Origin of the sequence: Novilysobacter antarcticus, assembly GCF_019802285.1 — a bacterium.
Taxonomy (GTDB): domain Bacteria; phylum Pseudomonadota; class Gammaproteobacteria; order Xanthomonadales; family Xanthomonadaceae; genus Novilysobacter; species Novilysobacter antarcticus.
Window position 1 is genome coordinate 66,093 of sequence record NZ_JAIEUJ010000001.1, and the last position, 25,329, is coordinate 91,421.

Below are 25,329 nucleotides of genomic sequence, written 5' to 3' on the forward strand. Positions count from 1 at the left end.
CTAAGCCACTGTTTCACAATGGCCTTTGCAGGGAGAGGTGGCCTATACTATCGGGCTAACCCCGCCACTTCCTGCAGGAATTCCATGAGCATCGAACAGCTTGCCGACATCGCCCAGGCAATGGTCGCCCCGGGCAAGGGCATCATCGCGATTGACGAGTCCACTGGCACCATCCAGAAGCGTTTTGACGGCGTCGGTGTCGAGTGCACCGAAGAGAACCGCCGTGCCTACCGCGAGATGCTGCTGACCACGCCAAACCTGGGCCAGCACATCTCCGGCGCGATCCTGTTCGACGAGACCCTGCGCCAGTCCACCAAGGACGGTGTGCCGTTCGCCAAGGTGATGATGGACAACGGCATCATCCCCGGCATCAAGGTCGACAAGGGCACCCACGCCCTGGCCGGTTTCCCGGGCGAGGTGGTGACCGAAGGGCTGGACGGCCTGCGCGCCCGGCTTGAGGAGTACTACAAGCTGGGTGCCCGCTTCGCCAAGTGGCGCGCGGTGATCAACATCAGCGACGACATTCCGTCGGGCACCTGCATCGAAGCCAACTCCCATGCGCTGGCGCGTTACGCCGCGCTGTGCCAGGAGCAGGGCCTGGTGCCGATGGTGGAGCCGGAAGTCATCATGGACGGCAACCACGACATCGACACCTGCTACGACGTCACTGAAGTCACCCTGCGCTCGCTGTTCGGCTCGCTGTACGAGCACAACGTGATGCTGGAAGGCACGATCCTGAAGGCCTCGATGGTCCTGCCGGGTTCGACCTGCAGCGATACCGCTTCGGTCGAGGAAGTAGCCGCCGAGACCCTACGCTGCCTGAAGTCCACCGTGCCGGCGACCCTGCCGGGCATCGTGTTCCTGTCCGGTGGCCAGTCCGACCACGATGCCACCGCGCACCTCAACGCGATGAACCTCGCCGGCCCGAACCCGTGGCCGCTGTCGTTCTCATACGGCCGCGCCATGCAGTCCGCCGCGCTGGCGATCTGGGCGAAGGACCTCACCGGCAACATCGGCAAGGCGCAGGAGATGGTGTTCGAGCGCGCGCGTGCGAATGGTCTGGCGGCGCTGGGCGAGTGGAAAGCCTGATCTGACCCGGCACAGCGGGGCGGCCCACGGTCGCCGCTGCTGAAACGACAACGCCGGCATCTGCCGGCGTTGTCGTTTTCCATCGCCACGGATGGCGACGGGAAGGGTGGAGGCTCACGGCAGTCCGGCCGCCAGCCACTCATCATCGGAGCCTTCGTTGATGTCTTCCATCAGGAAGGTACTCAGGTAGCGCTCCCCGGTATCGGGCAGCATCGCCAGGATCACCGAGCCTTCGTCTCCCTTGCGCGCGACCTCCAGCGCAGCGGCCAAGGTGGCGCCTGCGGAGATACCGACGAACACACCTTCTTCCTGGGCCAGCCGGCGCGCGGTATCGCGGGCCACCACGTCGTCCACCGGCACGATCTCGTCGGCGATGTGCTGGTTCAACACCTCCGGCAGGAAGTCGGGCGTCCAGCCCTGGATCTTGTGCGGCTGCCACGGGTCGCCGGCCAGCATCGAGGCACCCGCCGGCTCGCAGGCCACGATGCGGACATCGGGGCGGGCGCACTTGAGCACCTCGCCGACACCGGTCAGGGTGCCGCCGGTGCCCCAGCCGCTGACAAAACTGTCCAGTCGACGCCCGGCGAAGTCCTGCAGGATCTCGGCGGCGGTGGTCTGGCGGTGGTAGGCCGGGTTGGCGGCGTTGGCGAACTGGTTGGCGAGGAACCAGCCGCGCTCCTTGGCCAATTCCGCGGCTTTGCGCACCATGCCGGTGCCGCGCTCGGCGGCGGGGGTCAGGATGACCTTGGCGCCATAGGCGCGCATCAGCTTGCGCCGTTCTACCGAGAACGTCTCGGTCATCACCGCGACAAAGTTGTAGCCGCGCGCCGCGCAGACCATGGCCAAGGCAACGCCGGTATTCCCCGACGTCGCCTCGACCACCGTATCGCCGGGCTTGAGCAGGCCGCGCGTTTCCGCATCGCGGATGATCGCCAGTGCCAACCGGTCCTTGACGGAGCCGCCGGGATTGAACGACTCGATCTTGGCGTAGAGCTCGATGCCTGCCGGTGCCAGCCGGTGCAGGCGTACGATCGGCGTACGCCCGATGGTGTCGAGGATGCTGTCATGGATCATCGGCCTTGCCTCCGCGGTTCTGCGTCCGCGTCCCTTGCGAATGAGGCACTAGGATGCGCCGGATTCCCGGCAATACCCCGTGAACAGGTGAAACGCTGCATTGCACGGCTTTGCCTGTTCGGTTGCTTGGGCGCAGTTCAGTCAACCAATGGCCCACGCGCGCGTTGCCCTGGCCCACTAGACTTGTCGGTCTGCCTGCCTGCTCGTGCCCCGCCGCGGCGGGCGGCGCGCCCCATTTTCGACTTACCTCTGAGACAGCATGCGAATTTCCATCGGACCCCGCATCATCTGCGCCCTCGTGTTTGCGCTGGCGCTGACATCGTGTGAAAAGGACGCGCCGCGTCCAGTTGGCGCCTCGGCGGTCCCGGTAACCACCCAGAAGGTGCGCATGCAGCAATGGAACGACACCGTGCAGGCGCTGGGGACGGTGAAGGCGCGGGAGTCGGTGACGATCACCGCCAAGGTCAGCGAAACCGTCCGTGACGTGCATTTTGACAGCGGCGACGTCGTCCAGGCCGGCGCACCGCTGGTCACACTGAGCGGCAACCAGCAGCAGTCGGCACTCGCCGAGGCGCAAGCCAGTGCCGCGGAGGCGGACCAGATGTACCGCCGTATGGCGAAGTTGGGCGAGCAGCAGCTGGTGGCGCGCGCCACGCTGGAGACCCAGCGTGCGGTGCGCGACGCGGCCGTTGCGCGGGTGGACCAGATCCGGGCCCAGTTGTCCGACCGCCAGATCCGGGCGCCGTTTGCCGGCGTGCTCGGCTTGCGCCAGGTCAGTCCCGGCGCGCTCGTTACCCCGGGTACCGCGATTGCCACGCTGGATGACACCCAGCGGGTCTACGTCGACTTCCCGGTGCCGGAGCCGGCGCTGGCGCACCTGGCGGCGGGGCAGGTCCTGCACGCGACCAGCGCGTCGTGGCCGGGCGAGACATTCGACGGCGTGGTCCAGCTGGTGGACTCGCGGGTCGATCCCTCCACCCGTGCAGTGACCGTGCGCGGCGAATTCCCCAATGACAGCCGCAAGCTGCGTCCCGGCATGCTGATGCAGGTAACCCTGGTGCGTCCGCAGCGCGAGGCGCTGCTGGTACCCGAGATCGCCATCGTCCAGCTGGGCAACAGCTCTTTTGTCTATCGCGTGCGAGCTGACAGCACCGTCGAGCGTGCAGACGTGCTGGTTGGCAACCGTCGCCAGGGCATGGCCGAAGTGGTCAGCGGCCTGGAGCCGGGCGACGAGGTGGTAGTGGACGGCACCGGCAAGCTGCGCGTGGGCGCCAAGGTCGAGGTGACGGCAACCGGCGAAGTGCCGGCACCGGCCGACAACACGCCAATCCTTGAGGAAGCTCCCGCAGAGGCCGAAATTGAAGGCTCCGCCATCGGCCCCATCGGTGGTGACCGTAGCGGATCGGGCCCGGTGGTGGACGGCGCATGAGCATTTCCGATCTGTCCATCCGCCGTCCGGTGTTTGCCACCGTGATGAGCCTGCTGTTGATGGTGATCGGGGTGATGACGTTCTCGCGGCTCACCCTGCGCGAGCTGCCGGCGATCGATCCGCCGATCGTCTCGGTCAACGTCAACTACCCGGGCGCCTCGGCGGCGGTGGTGGAAACCCGTATCACCCAGGCTCTGGAGGATGCGCTGTCGGGTATCGAGGGCGTCGAGACGATCCAGTCGCGCAGTGTCAACGGGCGCTCCTCGGTCACCCTGGAGTTCACCCTGGGGCGCGACATCGAGGCTGCGGCCAACGACGTGCGCGACGCGATCAGCAGTGTCGCCAGCCGTCTCCCCGATGAGGCCGACGCGCCCCAGGTGCGCAAGGCCGACAGCGATTCGGACACGCTCATCTGGCTCAACATGAGCTCCACGACGATGGACGCGTTGCAGCTCTCCGACTACGCCGAGCGCTACATTGTCGACCGGTTGTCGAGCCTGGACGGCGTCTCCCAGGTCCAGATCGGCGGCCGCCAACGCTATGCGATGCGAATCTGGCTGGACAGCTCGGCGATGGCCGCTCGCGGCATCACTGCGACCGATATCGAGGCGGCGCTGCGTGCCGAAAACGTTGAGCTGCCGGCCGGCCGCATTGAGTCGGAAACCCGCGATTTCACCCTGCGCGTTGCCCGTCAGTACGAGAAGCCCGCCGACTTCGCCGAGATTCCGATCCGCGAAGGCAGCGACGGCTACGTGGTGCGCATCGGCGATGTCGCCCAGGTCGAGCTGGCATCGGCCGAGCGCCGCGCCTACTACAAGAGCAACGGCCAACCCAACGTCGGCTTGGGCGTGGTCAAGACCTCGACGGCCAACGCGCTGGACGTGACCCGCGCCGCGCGCGCGGAGGCGATCGAGATCCAGAAAACCCTGCCCGAAGGCACCGACATCTTCGTGGCCTACGACTCGACGGTGTTCATCGACGAGTCGATCCGACGCGTTTACCACACGCTGCTGGAGGCGATGGCGCTGGTCCTGCTGGTGATCTGGCTGTTTCTGGGCAGTTTCCGCGCAGCGCTGATCCCGGCCGTGACGGTGCCGGTGTGCCTGATCGCGGCCTTCATTCCCCTGTACCTGTTCGGTTACTCGATCAACCTGCTGACCTTGCTCGCCCTGGTGCTGTCGATCGGGCTGGTGGTGGACGACGCGATCGTGGTGCTGGAAAATATCCAGCGTCGCGCCGATCTCGGTGAGCCGCCGCTGGTGGCCGCGGTGCGCGGGACCAGGCAGGTGGCGTTCGCGGTGATCGCGACCACGACCGTGCTGGTCGCCGTGTTTCTGCCGGTGGGTTTCATGGAAGGCAATACCGGTCGCCTGTTCCGCGAGCTGTCGGTCGCGCTGGCCGGGGCGGTGGCGCTGTCAGCGTTCGTCGCCCTGACCCTGACCCCGATGATGTCGTCCAAGCTGGTGCGCGCCCGCACCGACGAGCGTTCCAATCCGATCCACCGCTGGAGCAACCGCCAGCTGACCCGCCTCAGCGGCGCCTACGAGGGCTGGCTGGGCCGGCACGTCGGCAAGCGCTGGTTGGTGTTTGGCCTGATGGTGGGCGCGCTGGCGCTGAGCTACGGGCTGATCAAGCTGGTGCCGTCCGAGCTGGCGCCGGCGGAGGACCGCGGTTCGTTCTTCGTGTCCATCGTCGGCCCCGAAGGTGCCGGGTTTGACTACACGGTCGGCCAGCTGGCGCAGGTCGAGGCGGTGGTCGCGGCCCACACCGGTGAGGACAAGGCGATCCGGCGCTACAACAGCCGCGCGCCGGGTGGCTGGGGTGCGACCGAGGAGATGCATACGGCCAACATCATCGTGTTCCTGCAGGATTGGGACCAGCGCGACATGAGCACGGCCGAGGTCGCCGACTCGCTGCGGGCCGATCTGGGCAAGCTGACCGGCGTGCAGGCCCAGCCGCGCGTCGGTGGCGGTCTGGTGGGAAGCCGTGGCCAGCCGATTCAGCTGGTCCTGGGCGGTCCGGAATACGCGGAAATCGCGCAGTGGCGCGACATCGTCATGGAGAAGATGGAGGCGAACCCGGGCCTGTTCTCGGTGGACTCGGACTACAAGGAAACCCGTCCGCAGATGCGCGTGGAGATCGACCGCAAGCGGGCATCCGACCTCGGCGTCAGCGTGTCGGAAATCGGCCATGCGCTGGAGACGATGATGGGCAGCCGTCGGGTCACCACCTTCGTCCAGGACGGTGAGGAGTACGACGTGCTGGTCCAGGCCGGACGCGATGGTCGGGCGTCTCCGGCCGACCTGTCGGCGATCGAGGTGCGCGGCAAGGACGGCGCGCTGGTCCCGTTGTCCAATCTCGTAACCCTGTCCGAGCTGGCCGAGGCGGGCAGTCTGAACCGCTTCGACCGCATGCGTGCGATCACCATCACTGCCGGCCTGGCGCCGGGCTACACGATGGGCGAGGCGCTGGAGTTCCTCAACGAGACCGTCGCCACGACGCTGCCGGACTACGCGCAGGTCGCCTGGAAGGGCGAGTCGCGTGAGTACCAGAAGGCGGGCGGCGCGGTGCTGCTGACCTTCGCAATGGCGCTGCTGGTGGTCTTCCTCGTGCTGGCCGCGCAGTTCGAGAGCTTCATCCATCCGTTCGTGATCATGCTGACCGTGCCACTTGCGGTTTTGGGCGCGCTGGTCGGTCTGGCGGTGACAGGCGGCACGCTCAACCTGTTCAGCCAGATCGGCATCGTCATGCTGGTCGGGCTGGCGGCGAAGAACGGCATCCTGATCGTCGAGTTCGCCAACCAGTTGCGTGACTCGGGGCGCACGATCACCGAGGCGATCATCGAGTCGGCCGGCGTGCGCCTGCGTCCGATCCTGATGACCTCTATTGCCACCGCGGTGGGTGCGTTGCCGCTGGTGCTGGCCGGAGGTCCCGGCTCGGCCAGCCGGGCGACCATCGGCGTGGTGATCATGTTTGGCGTGTCGCTGTCCACGTTGCTGTCGCTGTTCGTGGTGCCGGCGTTCTATGTCGTGCTTGCGCCGTTTACCCGCTCGCCGCACGCGGTATCGCAGGAACTGGACGCGTTGGCGGCGAAGACGCCGGAAGTCGGCGGCCACGCCTGAAACCTACGAACCCCGGTCGATGTGACCGGGGTTTTTCGTGATGCCCGAATACGGTTAAGGTTCCACTCTTGTCGCCGACCACAGGCGGCGCGTCCAAGGCTCTGGGGAGACCGCACGTGGAAGACCTGATCAACCAACTCAACGACATCCTGTGGAGCAAGGCGCTGATCGCCCTGTGCCTGGGCGCTGGCCTCTACTTCTCCGTGCGTACCCGCTTCATGCAGGTGCGCGGGGTGCCGGAAATGATCCGCCTGCTGCTCAAGAACAAGAGCTCCGACGCGGGCGTGTCCTCCTTCCAGGCACTGGCGATGTCGCTGTCGGGCCGGGTCGGCATCGGGAACATCGCCGGCGTCGCCACCGCCATCGCCTTTGGCGGCCCGGGTGCGGTGTTCTGGATGTGGGTGATGGCCTTTCTGGGCGCCTCCACCGCCTATGTGGAGTCTGCCCTGGCGCAGATCTACAAGGAAAAAGACGCCAACGGCAAGTACCGCGGCGGACCGGCCTACTTCATCGAAAAGGGCACCGGACAGAAATGGTACGCCTGGGCGTTTGCCGGTGTGACCATCGTGGCCACTGGCTTCCTGCTGCCCGGCGTCCAGGCCAACGAAATCGCAAAAAGCATCACCACCGCATGGGGCGTCGTACCGGAGGTCACTGCCGCGTTCCTTGTCGTCGGCCTGGGATTCATCATCTTCGGCGGTGTGAAGCGCATCGCGCGCTTTGCCGAGATCGTGGTGCCGTTCATGGCCCTGGCCTACATGCTGGTCGCACTGGTGATCCTGGCGCTGAACCATCAACAGGTGCCCGCGATGTTCATGCTGATCATCAAGAGCGCGTTCGGCTTGGAAGCAGGCCTGGGTGCCGTGCTGGGACTGGCGATCGAATGGGGCGTGAAGCGTGGTATCTACTCCAACGAGGCCGGGCAGGGTACGAGCCCGCACGCGGCGGCGGCTGCCGAGGCCAACCATCCAGCTCAACAGGGTTACGTGCAGGCGTTTTCGGTCTATGTGGACACCCTGCTGGTGTGTTCGGCCACCGCGTTCATGATCCTCTCCACCGGCATGTACAACGTCGTCGGCCGGGGCGGTGACATGTTGAAGGAGGCCCTGCCGGGCGTGGAGCCCGGCGCCGGCTTCGCCCAGGCCGCGGTGGAGTCGATGCTGCCCGGCTACGGTGCAGGCTTCGTTGCGCTGGCGCTGCTGTTTTTCGCCTTCACCACGATCATCGCCTACTACTACATGGCCGAGACCAACATCGCCTTCATCAACCGGAAAATCCACCGCCCATGGCTGATCTTCGCCTTGCGGATCGCGATCCTGCTGGCGGTGATATTCGGCTGCGTACGCACTTCCAGCATGAGCTGGACACTGGGCGACATCGGCGTGGGCCTGATGGCCTGGCTTAACATCCTCGCGATCCTGTGGCTGCAGAAGCCGGCCCTGGCATCGCTGCGCGACTACGAGGCGCAGCACAAGGCCGGCGTCACCAACTACACCTTCGATCCTGTGGCGCTGGGGATCCGACATGCCGAGTTCTGGGAGCGTCGTGCCAACGGCCTGGAGGATCTGCAGGCCGAAGCGCCAAAGACCGCAGCCCAGCTGAACGAGGAGAAGCTCCGGTGACCGTGGACCCTTGGGGTGGACGCGGCCGCGGCGGGGGTTCGGGCAAGCCGCGCGGCAATGCGCCGGGACCGGGCAGCCGCGCACCCAAATCACCCAATCCGTACGGCCGGTCAACGCCTGACCAGGCAGCAACGACGCCGGCGCCGCCAACGCCTCCCGCGGAGACACCTGCAGGTGGCTGGCACGCCTCGACCCGCCCGGTCCGGGAGTTGCGCCTGCATGGCCTGAACGCCGTTCGCGCGGTCTTCGAGCGTCGTCCTGAGGCGATCCGCAAGGTGTACCTGGCCCAGGCCCGAATCCCCACGCTGCAGCCGTTGTTGAAGTGGTGTGCGGGCAACCGCATCGGTTATCGCTTGGTGGAGGATGAAGACCTCAAGAAGCTCGCCGCCAGCTCGCACCACGAGGGTGTTGTCGCCGATGTGCTGCGCGCGGAACCGGTGTCGCTTGCCGAATGGCTGGCCGGGCTGGCGCCAGGCCCTCAGTGCGCGGTGTGGCTGGACGGCGTCGGTAACCCGCACAACTTTGGCGCGATCCTGCGCTCGGCCGCGCATTTTGGCATCAGCGCCGTGCTTCTGCCCCAGCAGTCCCCGTTGGCTCTGTCCGGTGCCGCCGCGCGGGTCGCTGAAGGCGGCGCCGAGGCGGTCACGCTGGTGCGCCTCCCGGACGTAGGCGAGGCGATCTCGGCGCTGCGCTCGGCCGACTTCGGCCTGGCAGCGACCCTGGTCTCGGGCGGGAGCGACGTGTTCGCTACCGCACTGCCGCAGCGGTTGGTGTATGTGCTCGGTGCGGAAGGCGAGGGCATGGACCGGGCCCTTGCGGATTCCTGCGACCTGCGCCTGTCGATTCCCGGCAGCGGCGCGGTGGAAAGCCTCAACGTCGCTGCGGCAACCGCAGTGCTGCTGGCCACGTGGCGCCAGCAGCACTGAACTGAAGCAGACCTCGCCCGCGACCTAGTCGGCAGCGTCCGTCACTTTTGCCTGGCTGCCAAAGTCGCCGTCGGCCGAGGCGGCCAGGTATGCGAATACGGCGTACGCGGCGACGTTCTGGGCCAGCGCCTCGGGATCGATCTTGTCGAGGGTGTCGTTGGGCGTGTGGTGGTAGTCGAAGTAGTCGGTGCCGTCCTGCATCAGGTTGGCCCACGCCACGCCATCGCCCGCAAACGGGCTGACGTCGGGTCCCGGGCCGCCCTCGCCAGGCATGTACGCGATTCCCAAGGGCGCAAGTGCCTTGGCGATCTGCTCCGCAGCGCCCTTGGCGTGGGCCGGTGCCGACGTGTCGAATCCGTAGATGCGGCCGGCGCCAAAGTCACTTTCCGCGGCGATCAGGTGATTGGTGATCGCGCTGGCGTGCGCCTTGGCATATGCGTAGCCGCCGTGCAGCCCCTGCTCTTCGTTGGCGAATGCAATCACCCGGATGCTCCGGGCCGGGCGCTGCTTCAGGTCGCCGATCAGCTTGCCGGCGGCCATGGTGATGCCGACGCCGGACGCATCGTCGATCGCGCCGGTGCCCGCGTCCCAGGAATCCAGGTGACCACCGATCAGCACCACTTCTTCAGGCAGGCTGCTGCCGGTCATCTCACCGATCACGTTGTGCGATGTGGCTTCGCCGTTCCACCCGCAGTCGAGCGCGAGGTTGACGGTAATCGGGTGTCCCAGTGCCAGCAGACGGCTGAGCTGATCGGCGTCCGGGAGCGAGAGTGCGGCGGACGGAATCGGCGTCAGGCCCTCGTCGAAACGGGTAATGCCCGTATGCGGCATGCGCTGGGAGTCGGTACCTGCCGAGCGCATCAGGTAGGCCGACGCCCCGGCGCGGATCGCGGCGGACGGACCGCGGCTGCGCACGCGTGAGCCGGTCCCATACCCGCTGCCATCGCGGCTGCGATCCATCTTCTGGTCGATGAACGCGATCTTCCCGGCCAGCGAGCCTGGCGTGACCGCTTCCAGCGCCGCCAGGTCCGTAAAGCGCACCACCTCGGCTTCAACGGTGCCGCCTGGACTACCGCCGAGGGCGGTGATCACCAGGGGCTGCGCATTGGCACCGACCACGCGCGCGCTTTCGCTGCGTCGCTCCCATTTCGGGAAAGTGACCGGCTCGGTCCAGACCTTGTCGTAGCCCAACTCGGCGAACTTCGCTTTAGCCCACTCCACCGCGCGCGCATCCGCCTCACTGCCGGCCAGGCGGGGGCCGACCTCGGTCGTCAAGGATTCGGTTATCCGGTAGCCGAGGTCGCTGTCCAGAGCCGTCTGCCGCAGCGAAGGCACAACGCTGATGGCGGTCTCGGGGATTACCGTCCGTGGAGCGTCCTGGGCGCTCGTCACTCCGGTGAGCGAGCCGATGGCGAGGGTGAGCAGCAACGGCATCAAGCGCATGCGAAAAGTCCGGAAAACAAAGAAGCCACGAGCTTAGCAGCGCGTGGCTTGATTGCTTTGTGCCGCAAGTCACGCACCGGTCGCGACCGGCGTGACGTTGTTTCAGCGCTTCAGCGAGTCGCGGATCTCGCGTAGCAGAACCACTTCCTCGGTCGGCTCCGCAGCTGCTTCTTCCTCGGGCGGGGCCGCATGGCGCAGCTTGTTGTAGCCGCGAAGCATCATGAAGATCACCAGCGCGATCAGCAGGAAATCGATGATGGTCTGGATGAATGCGCCGTAGGTGATGACCGGGGCGGCGGCTTCCTGCGCCAGGGCCAGGTTGGCGTAACTGTTGCCGTCCAGCGATACGAACAACTGGGAGAAATCCACGCCACCCATGACCATGCCAACGACCGGCATGATGATGCCATCAACCAGTGCGGTGACGATCTTGCCGAAGGCCGCGCCGATGACGACCGCGATCGCCAGGTCAACGACGTTGCCACGAGCGATGAATTCCTTGAATTCGCTGATCATGCTCATGAGATATTCCCGATGGATGGTGAGGTTGGGTGACTATAAACCTGAATCGCCGGTTGTGACGTGACCACTGAGCTCGACAACACCGTCAAGGCTGGCGACGAACCGGTCGCCGGGCTGTAGGGGGCCAACACCGGCCGGAGTTCCCATGTACACCAGGTCGCCCGCGCGCAGCGCAAACAGGCGCGAGAGCTCGTGCAGTATCTCGGGGACGTCCCAGATGAGGTCTGACAGCGCACCGTGCTGACGAACTGTGCCGTTTACCGTCAAGGTCAGGGTTTTGGTTCCCAAGTCGCCAACTTCTGCAGCCGGCACCAGCCGACTGACCGGGGCCGAGCAGTCGAATGCCTTGCCCGTGTCCCAGGGCAGGCCCTTTGCCTTTGCCGCCGCCTGCAGGTCGCGCCGGGTGAGGTCCAGCCCCACGCCGTAGCCAAAAACCAGCGACGGCGCGTCGGCGGTATCGAGGATCCCTTCGGGTGCGTCGCGGCCGATGGCGACCACGAGTTCCAATTCGTGGTGCAACTCGGAGGTGCCACGCGGGTAGGGGACCACGCCATCGGTGACCAGCGCGTCGGCCGGTTTGCAGAACAGGACCGGCCGCCCGCGATCGGCGACCGACGCCGGCGCGTCGGCGCCCATTTCCCGGGCGTGATCAGCAAAATTGCGTCCCACGCAATAGATGCGGCGGACGGGGAAGAAGTTTTCACCGCTCGTGCCCACACCGATACGGACGGGTGCCTGTGGCGGGATGACGTCAGCCATGATCAGCGCGGCAGCGAGGTTTTGCCGACGACCCGGAACTCGCCTTCCATCACGTTCGGGTCGGCGCGCGGGCCGGTGTTTATGGCCGTTGGGGCACGCCCACGGAGCAGGCGGTAGACCGTGCCGACGGCGAGCAAGGTGACCCCGACCAAGGCGCCAAGGACCACAAGGGTCACCAACACGCCTAGCCCCAGTGCCCTCATCAGGAAACGCAATACGCCATTACGTGGAGTGCGCGGCTCGAAGGCGGCACGCATGCGCGACTGGAAAAACTGCTGGTTGAAGCGGAAGCTATGACTGGTCATCTACGGGATCGTGGCACAATGCGGCCGTTGGTGGGACACCCGATTATCCCGCCTGGGGTCGCTGGGTTTGTCACGGCTTCGTTAATCATGGTGGTGTTCGCCGGGTTTCGTACATACAAGGCCAGACTATGACCAACGCTGCATTGATTCACCTTGACCGGATCCCCGATGGGGGCTTCGCTGACGCTGCTGCGGACCTGCATGGCGACATGGAACCGTTGGTGCTGTACCGCGACGGCAATGACGTCCGCGCCTGGATCAATGTCTGTCCGCACGCCGGCCGTCAATTGAACTGGGCACCGGGGGAATTCCTCAAGAGCAAGGAAGGCATGCTGGTGTGCGCGGCCCATGGCGCAAGTTTCGAGCTGCAGGGCGGCGAGTGCGTTGCCGGTCCGTGCCGAGGTGAGTCCCTGCGTAGGGTCGAGGTCGAAGTGCGCGACGGATCGGTGTGGCTCAGAACAGCAGATTGACCATCAGTACCGCGATCAGCGTATAGATCAGCGACAGCGGACCGCCCACGCGCCACAGCTCCTTGTTGGTGTAGCCGGCCGGACCGGTGACCATCGAGATCACCGGGTTGGAGGCGGTCATGAAGTTGTTGGACGCCGACAGGGCGATGATCAGGGCGAATGCGGTCGGATTGCCGCCCGCCGCCAGTGCCAGGTTGATGCCCAGCGGCACCATCACGATCGCCGCCCCGACATGGCCGATGACCAGCGAGAACGCCGTCGTCAACAGGCCGAGCAGCAATTGCAGCACCCAGGTCGGGGTGCCGTCGGGCAGTCGCTCGATGCTGTGTCCGGCCACCCAGGCCGCCGCGCCGCTGGAATCCATCGCCCAGCCCAGCGGAATCAGGCAGGCCATCAGGAACACGGTCTTCCAGCTGATCGCCGCGTAGGCCTCGTCGATGTGGATCACGCCCGCCAGCAACATCCCGGCCACGCCGGTCATCAGCGCCACCGATACCGGCAGCCGCGATGACAGCGCCAGCAACATCGCCACGGCAAAGATTCCCAGCGCGACCTTGAGCTTGTGCGGGCGCTGCTCGCCCTTGGGGTAGTCGGTGACGACCACGATATCCTTGCCCTTGGCAGCGCTGGCCAGGTTCGTCCAGATGCTGTGCAGCACCAGCATGTCGCCGGCGCGCAGGGGCAGGTTGCGGACATCGTCGCGCAGCACCTTCTTGTCGCGGTTCACCGCCAGCAGGCTCAGGCCGAGCGACTTGCGCAGGTGCAGGTCGCGCGCGGTCTTGCCGATGAACTTCGAGGTCGGCGGGACCACCGCCTCGGAGATGCCAGCCCGGCTCGGGTTGAACAGGTCGCCAAACACGCGCAGACGCGAGCTCATCCGCAGCATCTGATTCTGCGCGAAGTCGGCGACCTGCTGCTTCGGACCCATCGCGCCCAGCACGCTGCCCACCCAGATCCGCGCATCCGCCGACGGCGACACCCGGGCATCGTCGCGGGTCTTGATAGCCAGGATGAGGGGCGCGTCGTGCAGGCTCTCCGCTTCGCCCAGTGGCATGCCCACCAACGGGCTGTCCGCGCTCACGGTGAGCTCATAGACATCGCCCTCGATGCCGTAGGTGTTGGCGAAATAGCTCTGGGTGCGCGCCGGCGTCGCACCCTTGCCGCCGCCTTCGTGCAGGCGCTTGTTGCCGTAGAAGCGGAAGTACAACAGGCACATGGCGAGCATCGCCACGCCGATGGGGAAGGTCGCGAACATCTGCAGCGGCACGAGTGTCGCTGCGCCGGAGGGCAGGTTGCTGTTGGCGGCGAGCAGCAGGTCGTTGAGCAGGATCAGTGGCGAGGTGCCGACCATGGTCAGCGATCCGCCCATCACGATCGCGGTGGCCAGCGGCAGCAGCAGCCGGGGAAGGGTGAGGCCGGTGCGGGAGGACAGCCGCGATGCGACCGGTAGATACAGCGCCATTACGGCAGGGTTCTGCATCACCGAGGAGTTGATGCCGGCGATGGCGCCGGTCAGCATCACCAGCCGCTCCTCCATGCCGTGTGCGCGCCGCAGCAGCCATGACGCCAGGCGGTTGAGCGCACCGGTGCGGTCCAGCCCGGCACCCAGGATCATCGTGGCGATGATGCTCATCACCGCATTGGAGGAGAAACCGTTGAAGATCTCCTCCGGCGCGACCAGACCGGACAGGCCCAACAGAACCAGCACAACGAGGGCGACCACGTCGGCGCGGATGCGCTCGAAGACGAACATCACCATCGTGAACACCACCAGCCCGAGCACCAGCTTCATGTCGGTGGTGAGTGTCAGCGCGCTGTCGATGCCCTGGTCGAACACGTTGGTGGTTGCCCTGTCGGGTCAGCGATCCATCAGCAGCGATCGTAAATGAGGTCCCAGACACCGTGGCCGAGTTTCTGGCCGCGGGTCTCGAAGTGCGTTTGTGGGCGCCATGGTGGCCGCTCTACCGAACCGCGCTTTCCGGCCCGGTTGACGATGCCGGCAGTGGCGTCGAGGACGTCCCACATCTGTTCGGCATAGTCGTGCCAATCCGTGGCGAGGTGCAAGCGTCCGTCGGGCGCCAGCTTGCGCACCAGCAGGGCCGCGAAGGGTGCCTGCACCAGCCGGCGCTTGTTGTGCCGCTTCTTGTGCCACGGATCGGGGAAGTAGATGCGTACCTCGTCGAGGCTGCCGTCAGCGACCTCGTGGGTCAGCACCTCGACGGCATCGTGGTGGTAGACGCGCACGTTGGATGCATCGGCGGCGGCGAGGGCGTTCAGCAGCCGGCCCACGCCCGGCGCGTGCACCTCGATGCCGATGAGGTCGCGTCCCGGGTCGTGCTCGGCCGCGAAGCGCAGCGCCTCGCCGTTGCCGAAGCCGATTTCCAGCACGCGCGGCGCACTGCGTCCGAAGATGGCGTCGAAGTCGCGCGGCTGGCCGGTGTAGTCAATCCCGAAACGCGACCATTGCTCATCGAACGCGCGCTGCTGGGCCGGAGTGAACCGCCCCTGGCGTAAAACGAAGCTGCGGATCTGGCGGTGCCCTTCGCTGACGGTGAAGGGCTTGGCGGTGACCGATCTGGAGCTTGGAATGTCGGCAGCGACCTGCGGCTTCTCGGGGTCCGCCATCAGTCGATGAGGCCGTCCACCGGGCTGGAGGCGCTGGCGAAGCGCTTGCGCGGAATGCGTCCGGCCTTGTATGCAGCGCGGCCGGCCTGGATCGCCAGTTTCATCGCATGCGCCATCAGCACCGGCTCGCGGGCGCCGGCGATCGCGGTGTTCATCAACACGCCATCGCAGCCCAGCTCCATCGCGATGGCGGCATCCGAGGCCGTACCCACGCCGGCGTCGACGATGATCGGCACCTTCGCATTCTCGATGATTTCCACCAGGTTCCACTTGTTCTGGATGCCCAGACCGGAGCCGATCGGAGCTGCCAGCGGCATCACCGCGATGCAGCCGATCTCTTCCAGGCGCTTGGCCAGAATCGGATCATCGGAGGTGTAGACCATCACGTCGAAACCTTCCTTCACCAGCGTCTCCGCCGCCGCCAGGGTGTGCACCACGTCGGGATACAGCGTGCGCTGGTCGCCCAGCACTTCCAGCTTCACCAGGTTGCGGCCGTCCAGCAGTTCGCGGGCCAGGCGCAGGGTGCGCACGGCGTCCTCGGCGTTGTAGCAGCCGGCGGTGTTGGGAAGAATGGTGAACCGGTCGGGCGAGAGCACGTCGAGCAGGTTGGGCTCGCCCGGGTTCTGGCCGATGTTGGTGCGGCGGATCGCAACGGTGACGATCTGTGAGCCGGCGGCTTCGGTGGCGCGGCGGGTCTCGTCCAGATCGACGAACTTGCCGGTACCGGTCAGCAGGCGCGATGCATAGGAGACGCCGGCGATCACCAATGGATCGGCGGCTTGGAGGTCGGTGGCGTTGGGTGCGTTCATCCGGTGATTATCGCACCGCTGGGGTGCCGTGACCGGGTAAACCGGTCAGGCGTTGTGACGCCGTTACCCAATCAGCCGCCACCAAGCGCATGCACGATCTCGACCTTGTCGCCGTCCGCCAGTGCCCGCTCGAGGTGCTGGCTGCGCGGGACGATCTCGCCGTTGACCTCGACCGCAACCCGGCGCTCGGCCAGCCCTTCAGCGTGCAGCAAGTCCACGACGGTCGTGGGTGCCGCGAGTGCGCGCGGCTCGCCATTGAGGATGATGTTCATTCGGCCATTGTCGTGCGCGCGGGCGCGGCTGGCCAGCGGCAGGCTGAACGCTGCCTTTGGCGGATGTATCCTTGGCTGGCCCGGCGGCGTTGGCCGCTGAAACGACGCCAGACCCGGGTCGCCGGCAGGATGCCGTTACACCCGGATTTTTCCGATCATCAGTTGCAGGAGCTTGCCGATGAAACCCCTTCGTTCTGTTCTCGCTGTGGCGCTCGCACTGGCCGCGGCGCCCGTGCTCGCCCAGTCAGCGGCGCCCAGCAACTACACCCAGCCGTACTCGCAGACGATCTTCTTCGGTGACAGCCTGACCGACTCCGGGCATTTCCGGCCGGTCCTGGTGGGCGCGGTCGGGCCGCAAGCGGGGATCCTGGGCAAGTTCACGACCAACCCGTGGCTGGTTTGGTCCGAGTACCTGGCCGACTACTACGGCACCGACGCGAACGCCGCCAACCAGGGCGGCAGCAACTACGCCGTCGGCGGCGCCCGCGCCGGGGAGGATGAGGTCGGCGCACTCGGATTCACCCCCTCCATGACCACCCAGGTGGCCAGCTATCTGGCCGCCACCGGCGGCGTGGCCGACTCCAATGCGCTGTATACCGTGTGGGGCGGCAACAATGACCTGTTTGCCGTCGCCCAGGGCGCTCCGGTGCAGGCGACGATCGGTTCCTCGGTCGCCGCGCAGATCGGCGCGATCGGCGCGTTGCAGTCCGCCGGTGCCCGCTACGTGCTGGTGCCGAGCATTCCGGACCTGGGCCTGACGCCGTCGGCGCGCGCTCAGGGCGCGGTGGCGCAGGGCCAGTTGACGCAGTTGGCCAGCATCTATAACGACGCGCTTTATGGCGGCCTGGTCGCCAGCGGCCTGCGGGTGATTCCACTGGACATGTTCCACCTGTTCCAGGAGGTGTCGGCCAACCCGGCTGACTTCGGCTTCTCCAACATCACCGGTACCGCCTGCCAGCCGCAGATCACCGCGCAGTCGGTGACCTGCCAGCCGGGCACCTACGTCACGCCGGATGCGGCGACGAGCCATGCATTCGCCGACGGGGTCCATCCCTCCGGCGCGGCCCATGAGGTGATCGCCGATTACGCGACATCCATCCTGGACGCGCCGCGGCAGATGGCGGTGTTGACCCATTCGGCAGCGGTCACCGGTCGCGCGCGCGCAGACCGGGTCGCGGCGCAGGCCACCGGCACCACGACGACCGACGGCAAGCGATGGTGGGCGGACGTGCGTGGCGACTTCCAGCGCTACGACCACGGCGACATGTACGACGGTGCCGTTCCCGCGCTGACGGTCGGTATCGACTGGCACAGCAACGGCATGACCCTGGGTGCCTTCGGCGGCTACGGCAAGGCCAGCCAGGACTGGGGCCGCAGCGGTGGCAGCTTCAATCAGAGCGAAGCCACCCTGGGCGGCTACATCGGCTGGGCATCCCCGACCGGTGCCTGGGTCAACGGCCAGCTGAGCTACAGCCAGCTGGGGATGGACATCAAGCGCCAGGTCAACCTGGGCCGGGCGACCCGGATCCATCGCGCGGACGTGGACGGCAGCAACGTCACGGCCGGAGTCAACGCCGGTTACGAGTTCGGCGACGGCGCCCTGCGCCACGGCCCCGTGGTGGGTCTGCTGGCACAGAAGATCCAGATCGACGGGTTTGCGGAAAGCGACTCGCAGCTCTCGACTTCGCTGGCGTATCCGGAGCACAAATTCGACTCGCTGATCGGCACCGCCGGGTGGCAGTTGCGCTATGCCATCAGCGAGCAGCTGCAGCCATATGCGCGGCTGACGGTGGACCGTGAGTTCGAGGACGTGCCGCGTGAAGCCTTTGCGCATCTTCAGTCGATGCCGGGCACGGCGCCGTTCGCGGTACCCGGCGTGGCCTTCGACGACACCTACGGCACCCTCACCTTGGGTGCGCGCACGCGAGTGATGGGTCTGGAGACGAACCTGGGCACCAGCCTGACCGCTGGGCAGAGCGGTGGTAGCAACACGACCGTGTTCGCGACCGTCGGCGGAAACTTCTGATCGCGGATTCCCCGCGCGGCGGCAAACGCATTAAACTTTGCAGCACGCGGGTGTAGCTCAATGGTAGAGCTGTTGCTTCCCAAGCAACTGACGAGGGTTCGATTCCCTTCACCCGCTCCACATACGCGGCGGCCCCGGTCCACATGGACGGGCCGCCGTTTTTATTGGCTCAGCAATCGGTCAGCCTGATTGGATGACCTCATTGGATAGGCGCGGAGCGGAGAACGGGCATGACACTGCCGGTGGTGCTTGGTTGGCGCGAATGGGTGGATCTGCCGGGCCTGGGCCTGGACGGGATCCGGGCGAAGGTGGACAGCGGTGCGCGCACATCGGCATTGCACGTCGATGCACAGTGGCGTTTTTTCGAGGGCGGGCAACCCTGGGTCGGCTTCCGGGTGACCCCGGGCGCCAACGGTACGGGCGCGGTGGAAGGGGCTGCGGTGCTGGCAGACGAGCGTGAGGTTACCGACTCGGGCGGGCACCGCACGCGTCGTGCGTTCATCCGCACCTCGCTGCGCTTGGGCGGCATCGAGCGCGAAATCGACATCAACCTGACCGATCGCCGGCGCATGCTGTTCCCGATGCTGCTGGGACGGACCGCGATGGCGCGCGCCTTCACGGTCGATCCGGCACGGTCGTTCCTTCACGGGCGCCGGGTTCTCGTTGCATCCGACGCTTCCAGCACTTCACTACCGGCGCGCCACCCATGAAATTTGCCATCCTCACGCGCAATTCCAAGCTGTATTCCACCCGGCGACTGGTGGAGGCGGCGCGCGCCCAAGGGCACACCGCACGCACCCTGGATCCACTGCGCTGCTACATGCATATCTCCAGCAACGGCTTTGCCATGCGCTACAAGAGCCGGCCGATTTCCGGGTACCAGGTGGTGATTCCGCGTATCGGCACGTCCGTCACCCGCTACGGGACGGCGGTACTGCGCCAATTCGAGTTGATGGGCACTCTCAGCATCAATTCCTCCGATGCGATCCTGCGCGCCCGCGACAAATTGCGCAGCCACCAGATGCTGGCCGCGCAAGGCATTGGCATGCCGGTGACGGTGTTTGGCGACAATCCGGACGACACCGTTGATCTGCTGGAGATGCTGGGGCCACCGCCGCACGTCATCAAACTCAACGAAGGCACCCAGGGTGCCGGGGTCATGCTGACCGAGAAGCTGTCCGCGTCGCGCGGGGTGATCGAGGCCCTGCGGGGGCTGTATGCACAGTTCCTGGTGCAGGAGTTCATCCCGGAAGCCGATGGCGCCGACCTGCGCTGTTTCGTGGTGGGCAACAAGGTGGTCGCCGCGATGAAGCGGCAGGCGCCTATTGGGGACTTCCGCTCCAACCTGCACCGCGGTGGCAGCGCGGAGGCCGCCAAGGCCACCCGCGCCGAGCAGGACGCGGCGATCCGTGCGGCACGCGTGCTGGGACTCGGCGTCGCCGGGGTTGACCTGATCCGTTCCCGTCGCGGGCCACTGGTGTTGGAAGTGAATGCCTCACCGGGTCTGGAGGGCATCGAGAGCGTAAGCGGAGTGGACGTGGCGTCCGAGATCATCCAGTACGCAACGCTTCGTTACAAAGCGCAGAAGTCCAAAGTCGGCGCGGCGAAGAGCTTGACCGCCAAGTGACTCTGGAGACATCCATAACCGCATCGCCGAGTTGCTGGTGGACGAAAACGGGGCCTGAGGTAGCGATTTATTAACGCGTTTCTTAACAGTGACTTACGTTATCGCACTGTAGCTTTGAATCACCGCAACAAGGCTTCAGGCGGTATCGGGGCAACATCCCTATTTGACCCAGGTTCGGTGGCCCCGCACCTGGGTTTTTTTATGCTGGCAAAGCGCCCTCCAGCCCCAGAAGCTGGCGCTTGATCGGGAGGCCACCGGAGAAGCCGGTCATGCTGCCGTCGGCGCCCAATACGCGGTGGCACGGCACCACGATCGGGAGTGGGTTTCGACCCACGGCAGCACCGGCCGCGCGGACGGCTCCTGCGTGTCCGGCGCGGCTCGCCAGCTCGCCATAGCTGACAGTCTCGCCATACCGAATTTCCGCCAATGCGCTCCAGATATCCCGCTGGAAGGGCGTTCCCTGCGTGGAAAGCGGCAGGTCGAAGCAGGTGCGGTGGCCGGCAAAGTACTCCTCCAGCTGCGTTCTGGCCGCGTCCAGAACCGGATCCGCGCCTTCGCGCCACTCGGCGCTGCGTTGGACCGGATGGCGGGGCTGGCTGAACTCGATCAGGCGTAGTCCTTCACTGTCCGCTGCGAGCAGGAGTGGCCCGACGGGGCTGTCGATGGTGGTGAATACGATCATCTGAGGACCTCATCAGGGTGCGCCGGCCGCCCTCCGTGCGCCGGGCTTGAGTGATTCCATCGCGCCGTCACCGCCGTCACCGCCGTCACCGCCGTCGTTCGCCGCCGGTTCGACCTCCAGTATGGACATCAACAAGGGATAGACATCGATGTTGTCGAACGCGGGTATTCGGGCGTTTTCCCGGAATGCCGGACCACGGGCGAGGAAGATCGCGCGCATCGAAGGCAGGGCGGGGTCGAAGCCGTGCGAGCCGCGGTTGGTGGTCTTGGAACGGGTCTCGAGCCAGGAGCGGCGCAGGGCGTCGTAGCCCTCGTGCATCTGGCAGACGATGGACGGCACGCGCGGGTGGGTGCCGTACTGCCAGCGTTCCGGGAGCTCGCCCTTTCGCCAGCAGTCGTAGTGCTTGTGCGCGCCCAGCAGCTGCGCTTCAGCAGCCGCGAGGCGACCGGGGCGGGGCACGAATCCCACGGATTGGCCGGCGGTCACGAACTCCGCATCCGCGGGATCAACCATGTCCTCGATCACCACAAACTGGTCCGGGGTGACGGTGGCCATGCCGTGGTCGGACACCACCACCACATTGATTTCCTCGGCCAGGTCGAGGGCATCGATTCCGTCCAGCAGACGGCCCAGTGCCGCATCGACGTCGCGGATGGCCGCGTACGCCTCCTCGGAATCCGGCCCGTTGGCGTGCGCGGCGCTGTCGACCGCCTCGAAGTAGAGCGTGCTGAAACGCGGGCGGGCAGCCTCCGGTTCCGCCAGCCAGGCCAACACGGTATCGACGCGATCGGCCATCGGCATTTTCGCGTCGAAGGGCTTCCAGTGGCTGGCCTGGATACCGCCGATCGCCGCCTCCGAGCCGGGCCAGAACATCGTGCCGGCGCGCAGTCCCGCCTTTTCCACCGTGACCCAGATCGGCTCGCTGTCCCACCAGCGCCCGTCCGACACCGCTTCGCGGTTGCCCAGGCTGAAGTTGCCCAGTTCGGCGTCGCGCATCGAGTTGTGGACGATGCCGTGATGGTCGGGCCGCTTGCCGGTGACGATGGTGAAGTGATTGGGAAAGGTCAGGCTGGGATACGAGGGCGTCATCCATTCGGCCTGTACGCCCTGCTCGCCGATCCGTTTCAGGTTCGGCGTGATGCCCAGCTCCAGGTAGTCCGGCCGGAAACCGTCCAGTGACACCAGCAGTACCTGCGGCGGTGGCGCCCCGGCGGCGTTGGTGACGTCGCGGGGGAGCGAGGTGCAGGCCAGCAGGGCCAGCGCGAAGAAGGTCGTGAGTGCGGACCGGGCCGCGAATTTGAATGGGCGCATGCACTCATCCTAGCGGCTGGATGTTGCAGCCGTGCGTGCCGAAAGTCCGACTGTCCTGCCGCGGGAAACCGCAGCCGGGGCCGATGCGATAATCCCCGTCCTATCGATTACCGACAGGGTTTGTCATGTCCAGTCCCGTGACCCACACGCGCACCGATCCCGCCCGCGTGATTCGCTCCCCGCGCGGCAGCGAGCTGACCTGCAAGTCGTGGCTGACCGAGGCGCCGTTCCGGATGCTGCAGAACAACCTGGATGCGGAGGTGGCCGAGGATCCGACCAGTCTGGTGGTCTATGGCGGTATCGGCCGGGCCGCGCGCGACTGGGAAAGCTATGACGCGATCATCGAGTCGCTGAAATCGCTGGAGGATGACCAGACCCTGCTGGTGCAGTCCGGCAAGCCGGTCGGCATTTTCCGGACCCACACCGACGCCCCGCGCGTGCTGATCGCCAACTCCAACCTGGTCCCGCACTGGGCGACCTGGGAGCACTTCAACGAGCTCGATCGCAAGGGCCTGATGATGTACGGCCAGATGACCGCGGGCAGCTGGATCTACATCGGCAGCCAGGGAATCGTGCAGGGCACCTACGAGACCTTCGTGGAGATGGGCCGTCAGCACTACGGCGGCAGCCTCAAGGGGCGTTGGATCCTGACCGCCGGGCTGGGCGGCATGGGCGGCGCGCAACCGCTGGCAGCCAGCCTGGCCGGTGCGTGCAGCCTGAATATCGAGTGTCAGCAGAGCCGCATCGACATGCGCCTGCGTACCCGTTACGTCGACGAGCAGGCCACGGATCTGGACGACGCACTGGCACGGATCGAGAAATACACCGCCGCCGGTGAGGCCAAGTCGATCGCGCTGCTGGGCAATGCCGCGGTGATCCTGCCCGAGCTGGTCCGTCGCGGCGTGCGCCCGGATGCGGTCACCGACCAGACCAGCGCCCACGACCCGGTGCACGGTTACCTGCCGATCGGACTGACGGTGGCCGAGTGGCAGGAAGGCCAGCGCGACGCACCCGCGAGGATCCGCGACGCGGCGATGCATTCCATGCGCAAGCACGTCGAGGCCATGCTGGCCTTCCACGCGCAGGGCATTCCGACCTTTGACTACGGCAACAACATCCGCCAGATGGCGTTCGACGACGGCTGCAAGAATGCTTTCGACTTCCCCGGCTTTGTTCCTGCCTACGTGCGGCCGCTGTTCTGCAGGGGCATCGGCCCGTTCCGCTGGGTGGCGCTGAGCGGCGACCCCGAGGACATCTACAAGACCGACGCCAAGGTCAAGGAACTCATTCCCGACGACGCCCACCTGCACAACTGGCTGGACATGGCGCGCGATCGCATCGAGTTCCAGGGCCTTCCCGCGCGCATCTGCTGGGTGGGTCTGGGCCTGCGCGACAAGCTGGGCCTGGCGTTCAACGAGATGGTGCGCAACGGCGAGCTCAAGGCACCGGTGGTGATCGGCCGTGACCATCTGGACAGCGGCAGCGTGGCCTCACCCAACCGCGAGACCGAGTCAATGCGCGACGGCAGCGACGCGGTCTCCGACTGGCCGCTGCTCAACGCGATGCTCAACGTGGCCGGCGGCGCGACATGGGTGTCGCTGCATCACGGCGGCGGGGTCGGGATGGGCTACTCGCAGCATTCCGGCGTCGTGATTGTCTGCGATGGCAGCGAGGCTGCCGACCGGCGCATCGCGCGGGTGCTGTGGAACGACCCGGCGACCGGCGTGATGCGCCACGCCGATGCCGGCTACGAGATCGCCAAGCAGTGTGCGCGCGAGAACGGGCTGAACCTGCCGATGCTGTAGTCCTATGAGGGTCCGGAAATGCTGAAACCCGAAGCCCGCCGCGACGTCGTGTTCCTGCTCGACGTCGACAACACGCTGCTCGACAACGACCGCTTCAAGGCGGATCTGGATGCGCGTCTGCGACGGGATTTCGGTGTTGAAGGTGCCAGTGCGTACTGGACGCTGTACGACAGCCTGCGCGGGCAATTGGGCTATGCCGATTATCTGGCGACGCTGCAGGCGTTCCGCGAAGGTCGTGACGATGATCCGGACCTGCTGCAGATGTCGGCCTTCATGCTGGGCTATCCGTTCGCGCAGCGCCTCTATCCCGGTGCGCTGGACGCGATTGCGCATCTGCACACGCTGGGCACGCCGGTGGTGCTCTCCGACGGCGATGTGGTGTTCCAGCCGCGCAAGGTGCAGCACTCCGGGATCTGGGATGCGGTCCACGGCCGGGTGCTGATCTACCTGCACAAGGAAGTCATGCTGGACGCGGTGCAACGCCGCTTCCCGGCCCGGCACTACGTGATGGTCGATGACAAGCCGCAGCTGCTGGCGGCGATGAAGCAGGTCATGGCCGCGCGCCTGACCACGGTGTTCGTGCGTCAGGGGCATTACGCGAAGCAGGCTGGTGCAACGGACACCAGCCCGCCGCCGGATGTCACCATCGAGCGGATCGGCGAGCTTGCAGCATGCGATCTGCAGCAGCTGACTGGATGGGAACCCCGGTAGTCAACTCAAGGATGAAGCGATGAAACCGTCGCAAGTAACCACGATCCATGGCGCGCTCGCGGCGGCGTTCCTGTGCGCCGTCGCGCCGCTCGCCAACGCCGCGGAACCGGGCATCGAGTTCAGCCACGACGACTGGACGCTCGCCTGCGACAACACGCGCACCTGTCGTGCAGCGGGCTACCAGTCCGAGCAGGGCGGTGCGCCCATGTCAGTGCTGCGGATCGCACCGCTGGTGGCCACCCGGGCCGGCGATGCGGCGCTGGCGTAACCCCCGGCGCTGATCGCCGAGTTGTCCGTCAGCTCGGCCGCGCACGCTCTGCGACGGTCGCCAGCGTGTCGGGGGTGATATCCCACTGCTCTGGTTCGTCGTACTCGAAATCGACCTTGATCTTGCCGGTGTCGCGGCGGATGCGCAGCACGCAGGCGTCCCACGGCGCCTTGCCGGGGACGAGGGTCGCGCTGCGCAACGCGTCGAATGTGTCGCCGATGGCGGGGTCGCGCGGTGTCGCCGCTTCGGCGGCCGCGCCGTCGCGATAGCGGAAACCGCTGAGGCGACGTGCCAGCGCGCCGTCGCCGTAGCGCACGATCAGCGCATAGCCGTCCCAGAGCCCGTCCGAAACCGCCGCGTCGGCCACCAATAGCTGCCCGATCCTGGCGATCAGTTCATTCCTGTCCATGCGGATACCCGTTCAGAGTTACC

24 protein-coding genes and 1 tRNA gene are annotated in these 25,329 nt (G+C 66.4%); 13 read left to right on the forward strand and 12 right to left on the reverse strand.

Translation table 11 applies throughout. The features are described from left to right. Positions 1 to 84: 84 nt before the first annotated feature. The gene (locus KZ491_RS00310; RefSeq protein WP_222563901.1) at positions 85 to 1,089 is read left to right on the forward strand and encodes a class I fructose-bisphosphate aldolase; all 1,005 of its coding nucleotides are present in this window, start codon (positions 85 to 87) and stop codon (positions 1,087 to 1,089) included. A 114-nt stretch (positions 1,090 to 1,203) separates the two neighbouring features. Here KZ491_RS00310 and cysK read toward each other — a convergent pair whose 3' ends face one another. Then, positions 1,204 to 2,163, reverse strand: a complete 960-nt coding sequence (cysK, locus tag KZ491_RS00315; protein WP_222563902.1) for a cysteine synthase A — start codon at positions 2,161 to 2,163, stop codon at positions 1,204 to 1,206. A 259-nt stretch (positions 2,164 to 2,422) separates the two neighbouring features. Here cysK and KZ491_RS00320 point away from each other — a divergent pair, with 259 nt between their 5' ends. The 4 genes from KZ491_RS00320 (at position 2,423) to KZ491_RS00335 (ending at position 9,262) form a co-directional block, all read left to right on the forward strand. Then, the gene (locus KZ491_RS00320) at positions 2,423 to 3,592 is read left to right on the forward strand and encodes an efflux RND transporter periplasmic adaptor subunit (RefSeq protein WP_222563903.1); all 1,170 of its coding nucleotides are present in this window, start codon (positions 2,423 to 2,425) and stop codon (positions 3,590 to 3,592) included. Next, positions 3,589 to 6,714: an efflux RND transporter permease subunit gene (locus KZ491_RS00325; protein ID WP_222563904.1), complete on the forward strand. Its 3,126-nt coding sequence runs from the start codon at positions 3,589 to 3,591 to the stop codon at positions 6,712 to 6,714. The genes KZ491_RS00320 and KZ491_RS00325 overlap by 4 nt, the downstream gene beginning before the upstream one ends. Positions 6,715 to 6,830: 116 nt before the next feature. Continuing rightward, complete coding sequence (locus KZ491_RS00330) at positions 6,831 to 8,336, forward strand: alanine/glycine:cation symporter family protein (protein WP_222563905.1); 1,506 nt, start codon at positions 6,831 to 6,833, stop codon at positions 8,334 to 8,336. A 2-nt stretch (positions 8,337 to 8,338) separates the two neighbouring features. Further along, the gene (locus KZ491_RS00335) at positions 8,339 to 9,262 is read left to right on the forward strand and encodes a TrmH family RNA methyltransferase (protein WP_222564662.1); all 924 of its coding nucleotides are present in this window, start codon (positions 8,339 to 8,341) and stop codon (positions 9,260 to 9,262) included. 24 nt (positions 9,263 to 9,286) lie between these two features. On the opposite strand, the gene KZ491_RS00340 is transcribed toward KZ491_RS00335, so the two are convergent. From KZ491_RS00340 to KZ491_RS00355, 4 genes are all read right to left on the reverse strand, one after another. Beyond that, positions 9,287 to 10,705, reverse strand: coding sequence for a M28 family peptidase (locus KZ491_RS00340; RefSeq protein ID WP_222563906.1), 1,419 nt, complete (start codon positions 10,703 to 10,705; stop codon positions 9,287 to 9,289). A gap of 102 nt (positions 10,706 to 10,807) precedes the next feature. Continuing rightward, entirely contained in the window at positions 10,808 to 11,227 is a 420-nt protein-coding gene (gene mscL / locus KZ491_RS00345; RefSeq protein WP_222563907.1) for a large conductance mechanosensitive channel protein MscL, read from the reverse strand. Positions 11,228 to 11,260: 33 nt separating this feature from the next. Further along, positions 11,261 to 11,986 (reverse strand): fumarylacetoacetate hydrolase family protein, encoded by a 726-nt coding sequence (locus KZ491_RS00350; protein ID WP_222563908.1) that lies wholly within the window; start codon positions 11,984 to 11,986, stop codon positions 11,261 to 11,263. Positions 11,987 to 11,988: 2 nt separating this feature from the next. Next, complete coding sequence (locus KZ491_RS00355) at positions 11,989 to 12,291, reverse strand: hypothetical protein (RefSeq protein ID WP_222563909.1); 303 nt, start codon at positions 12,289 to 12,291, stop codon at positions 11,989 to 11,991. Positions 12,292 to 12,419: 128 nt separating this feature from the next. Here KZ491_RS00355 and KZ491_RS00360 point away from each other — a divergent pair, with 128 nt between their 5' ends. After that, complete coding sequence (locus KZ491_RS00360) at positions 12,420 to 12,761, forward strand: Rieske (2Fe-2S) protein (RefSeq protein WP_222563910.1); 342 nt, start codon at positions 12,420 to 12,422, stop codon at positions 12,759 to 12,761. Here the strand turns inward: KZ491_RS00360 and KZ491_RS00365 are convergent. The 4 genes from KZ491_RS00365 to thiS all read right to left on the reverse strand — a co-directional run bounded on the left by KZ491_RS00365 (position 12,745) and on the right by thiS (position 16,467). Next, positions 12,745 to 14,583: an SLC13 family permease gene (locus KZ491_RS00365; RefSeq protein WP_222564663.1), complete on the reverse strand. Its 1,839-nt coding sequence runs from the start codon at positions 14,581 to 14,583 to the stop codon at positions 12,745 to 12,747. The two genes, KZ491_RS00360 and KZ491_RS00365, sit on opposite strands and share 17 nt — an antisense overlap. Before the next feature lie 47 nt (positions 14,584 to 14,630). Then, on the reverse strand, positions 14,631 to 15,386 hold the full coding sequence (trmB, locus tag KZ491_RS00370) for a tRNA (guanosine(46)-N7)-methyltransferase TrmB (RefSeq protein WP_222563911.1): 756 nt from the start codon (positions 15,384 to 15,386) through the stop codon (positions 14,631 to 14,633). Then, a complete protein-coding gene (locus KZ491_RS00375) occupies positions 15,386 to 16,195 on the reverse strand; it encodes a thiazole synthase (RefSeq protein ID WP_222563912.1) in 810 nt (269 codons plus the stop codon). Before KZ491_RS00375 ends, trmB begins: the two co-directional genes overlap by 1 nt. A 71-nt stretch (positions 16,196 to 16,266) precedes the next feature. After that, complete coding sequence (gene thiS / locus KZ491_RS00380; protein WP_222563913.1) at positions 16,267 to 16,467, reverse strand: sulfur carrier protein ThiS; 201 nt, start codon at positions 16,465 to 16,467, stop codon at positions 16,267 to 16,269. Between the two features lie 178 nt (positions 16,468 to 16,645). Between thiS and KZ491_RS00385 the strand changes: the two genes are divergently transcribed. The 4 genes from KZ491_RS00385 to rimK all read left to right on the forward strand — a co-directional run bounded on the left by KZ491_RS00385 (position 16,646) and on the right by rimK (position 20,120). Continuing rightward, positions 16,646 to 18,493 carry an autotransporter domain-containing protein gene (locus KZ491_RS00385; protein ID WP_222563914.1) on the forward strand — a complete coding sequence of 616 codons (1,848 nt, stop codon included), beginning with the start codon at positions 16,646 to 16,648 and terminating at the stop codon, positions 18,491 to 18,493. 46 nt (positions 18,494 to 18,539) lie between these two features. Then, a tRNA-Gly gene (locus KZ491_RS00390) sits at positions 18,540 to 18,613 on the forward strand. 110 nt (positions 18,614 to 18,723) lie between these two features. Further along, entirely contained in the window at positions 18,724 to 19,203 is a 480-nt protein-coding gene (locus KZ491_RS00395) for an ATP-dependent zinc protease family protein (protein ID WP_222563915.1), read from the forward strand. Next, positions 19,200 to 20,120 carry a 30S ribosomal protein S6--L-glutamate ligase gene (rimK, locus tag KZ491_RS00400; protein WP_222563916.1) on the forward strand — a complete coding sequence of 307 codons (921 nt, stop codon included), beginning with the start codon at positions 19,200 to 19,202 and terminating at the stop codon, positions 20,118 to 20,120. The genes KZ491_RS00395 and rimK overlap by 4 nt, the downstream gene beginning before the upstream one ends. Positions 20,121 to 20,319: 199 nt before the next feature. Here rimK and KZ491_RS00405 read toward each other — a convergent pair whose 3' ends face one another. Together KZ491_RS00405 and KZ491_RS00410 are read right to left on the reverse strand one after the other, a co-directional pair. Further along, positions 20,320 to 20,802 (reverse strand): methylated-DNA--[protein]-cysteine S-methyltransferase, encoded by a 483-nt coding sequence (locus tag KZ491_RS00405; protein WP_222563917.1) that lies wholly within the window; start codon positions 20,800 to 20,802, stop codon positions 20,320 to 20,322. Positions 20,803 to 20,814: 12 nt separating this feature from the next. Further along, on the reverse strand, positions 20,815 to 22,113 hold the full coding sequence (locus KZ491_RS00410; protein WP_222563918.1) for an alkaline phosphatase family protein: 1,299 nt from the start codon (positions 22,111 to 22,113) through the stop codon (positions 20,815 to 20,817). A gap of 125 nt (positions 22,114 to 22,238) precedes the next feature. Between KZ491_RS00410 and hutU the strand changes: the two genes are divergently transcribed. Genes hutU through KZ491_RS00425 form a run of 3 tightly spaced genes read left to right on the forward strand, consistent with a single transcriptional unit; the run spans position 22,239 to position 24,897 of the window. Continuing rightward, positions 22,239 to 23,918, forward strand: a complete 1,680-nt coding sequence (gene hutU, locus KZ491_RS00415; RefSeq protein WP_222563919.1) for a urocanate hydratase — start codon at positions 22,239 to 22,241, stop codon at positions 23,916 to 23,918. Between the two features lie 18 nt (positions 23,919 to 23,936). Continuing rightward, positions 23,937 to 24,629 (forward strand): HAD family hydrolase, encoded by a 693-nt coding sequence (locus KZ491_RS00420; RefSeq protein WP_222563920.1) that lies wholly within the window; start codon positions 23,937 to 23,939, stop codon positions 24,627 to 24,629. Between the two features lie 19 nt (positions 24,630 to 24,648). After that, a complete protein-coding gene (locus KZ491_RS00425; RefSeq protein WP_425493064.1) occupies positions 24,649 to 24,897 on the forward strand; it encodes a DUF1176 domain-containing protein in 249 nt (82 codons plus the stop codon). A gap of 28 nt (positions 24,898 to 24,925) precedes the next feature. On the opposite strand, the gene KZ491_RS00430 is transcribed toward KZ491_RS00425, so the two are convergent. Further along, complete coding sequence (locus tag KZ491_RS00430) at positions 24,926 to 25,306, reverse strand: hypothetical protein (protein ID WP_222563921.1); 381 nt, start codon at positions 25,304 to 25,306, stop codon at positions 24,926 to 24,928. Positions 25,307 to 25,329 lie beyond the last annotated feature (23 nt).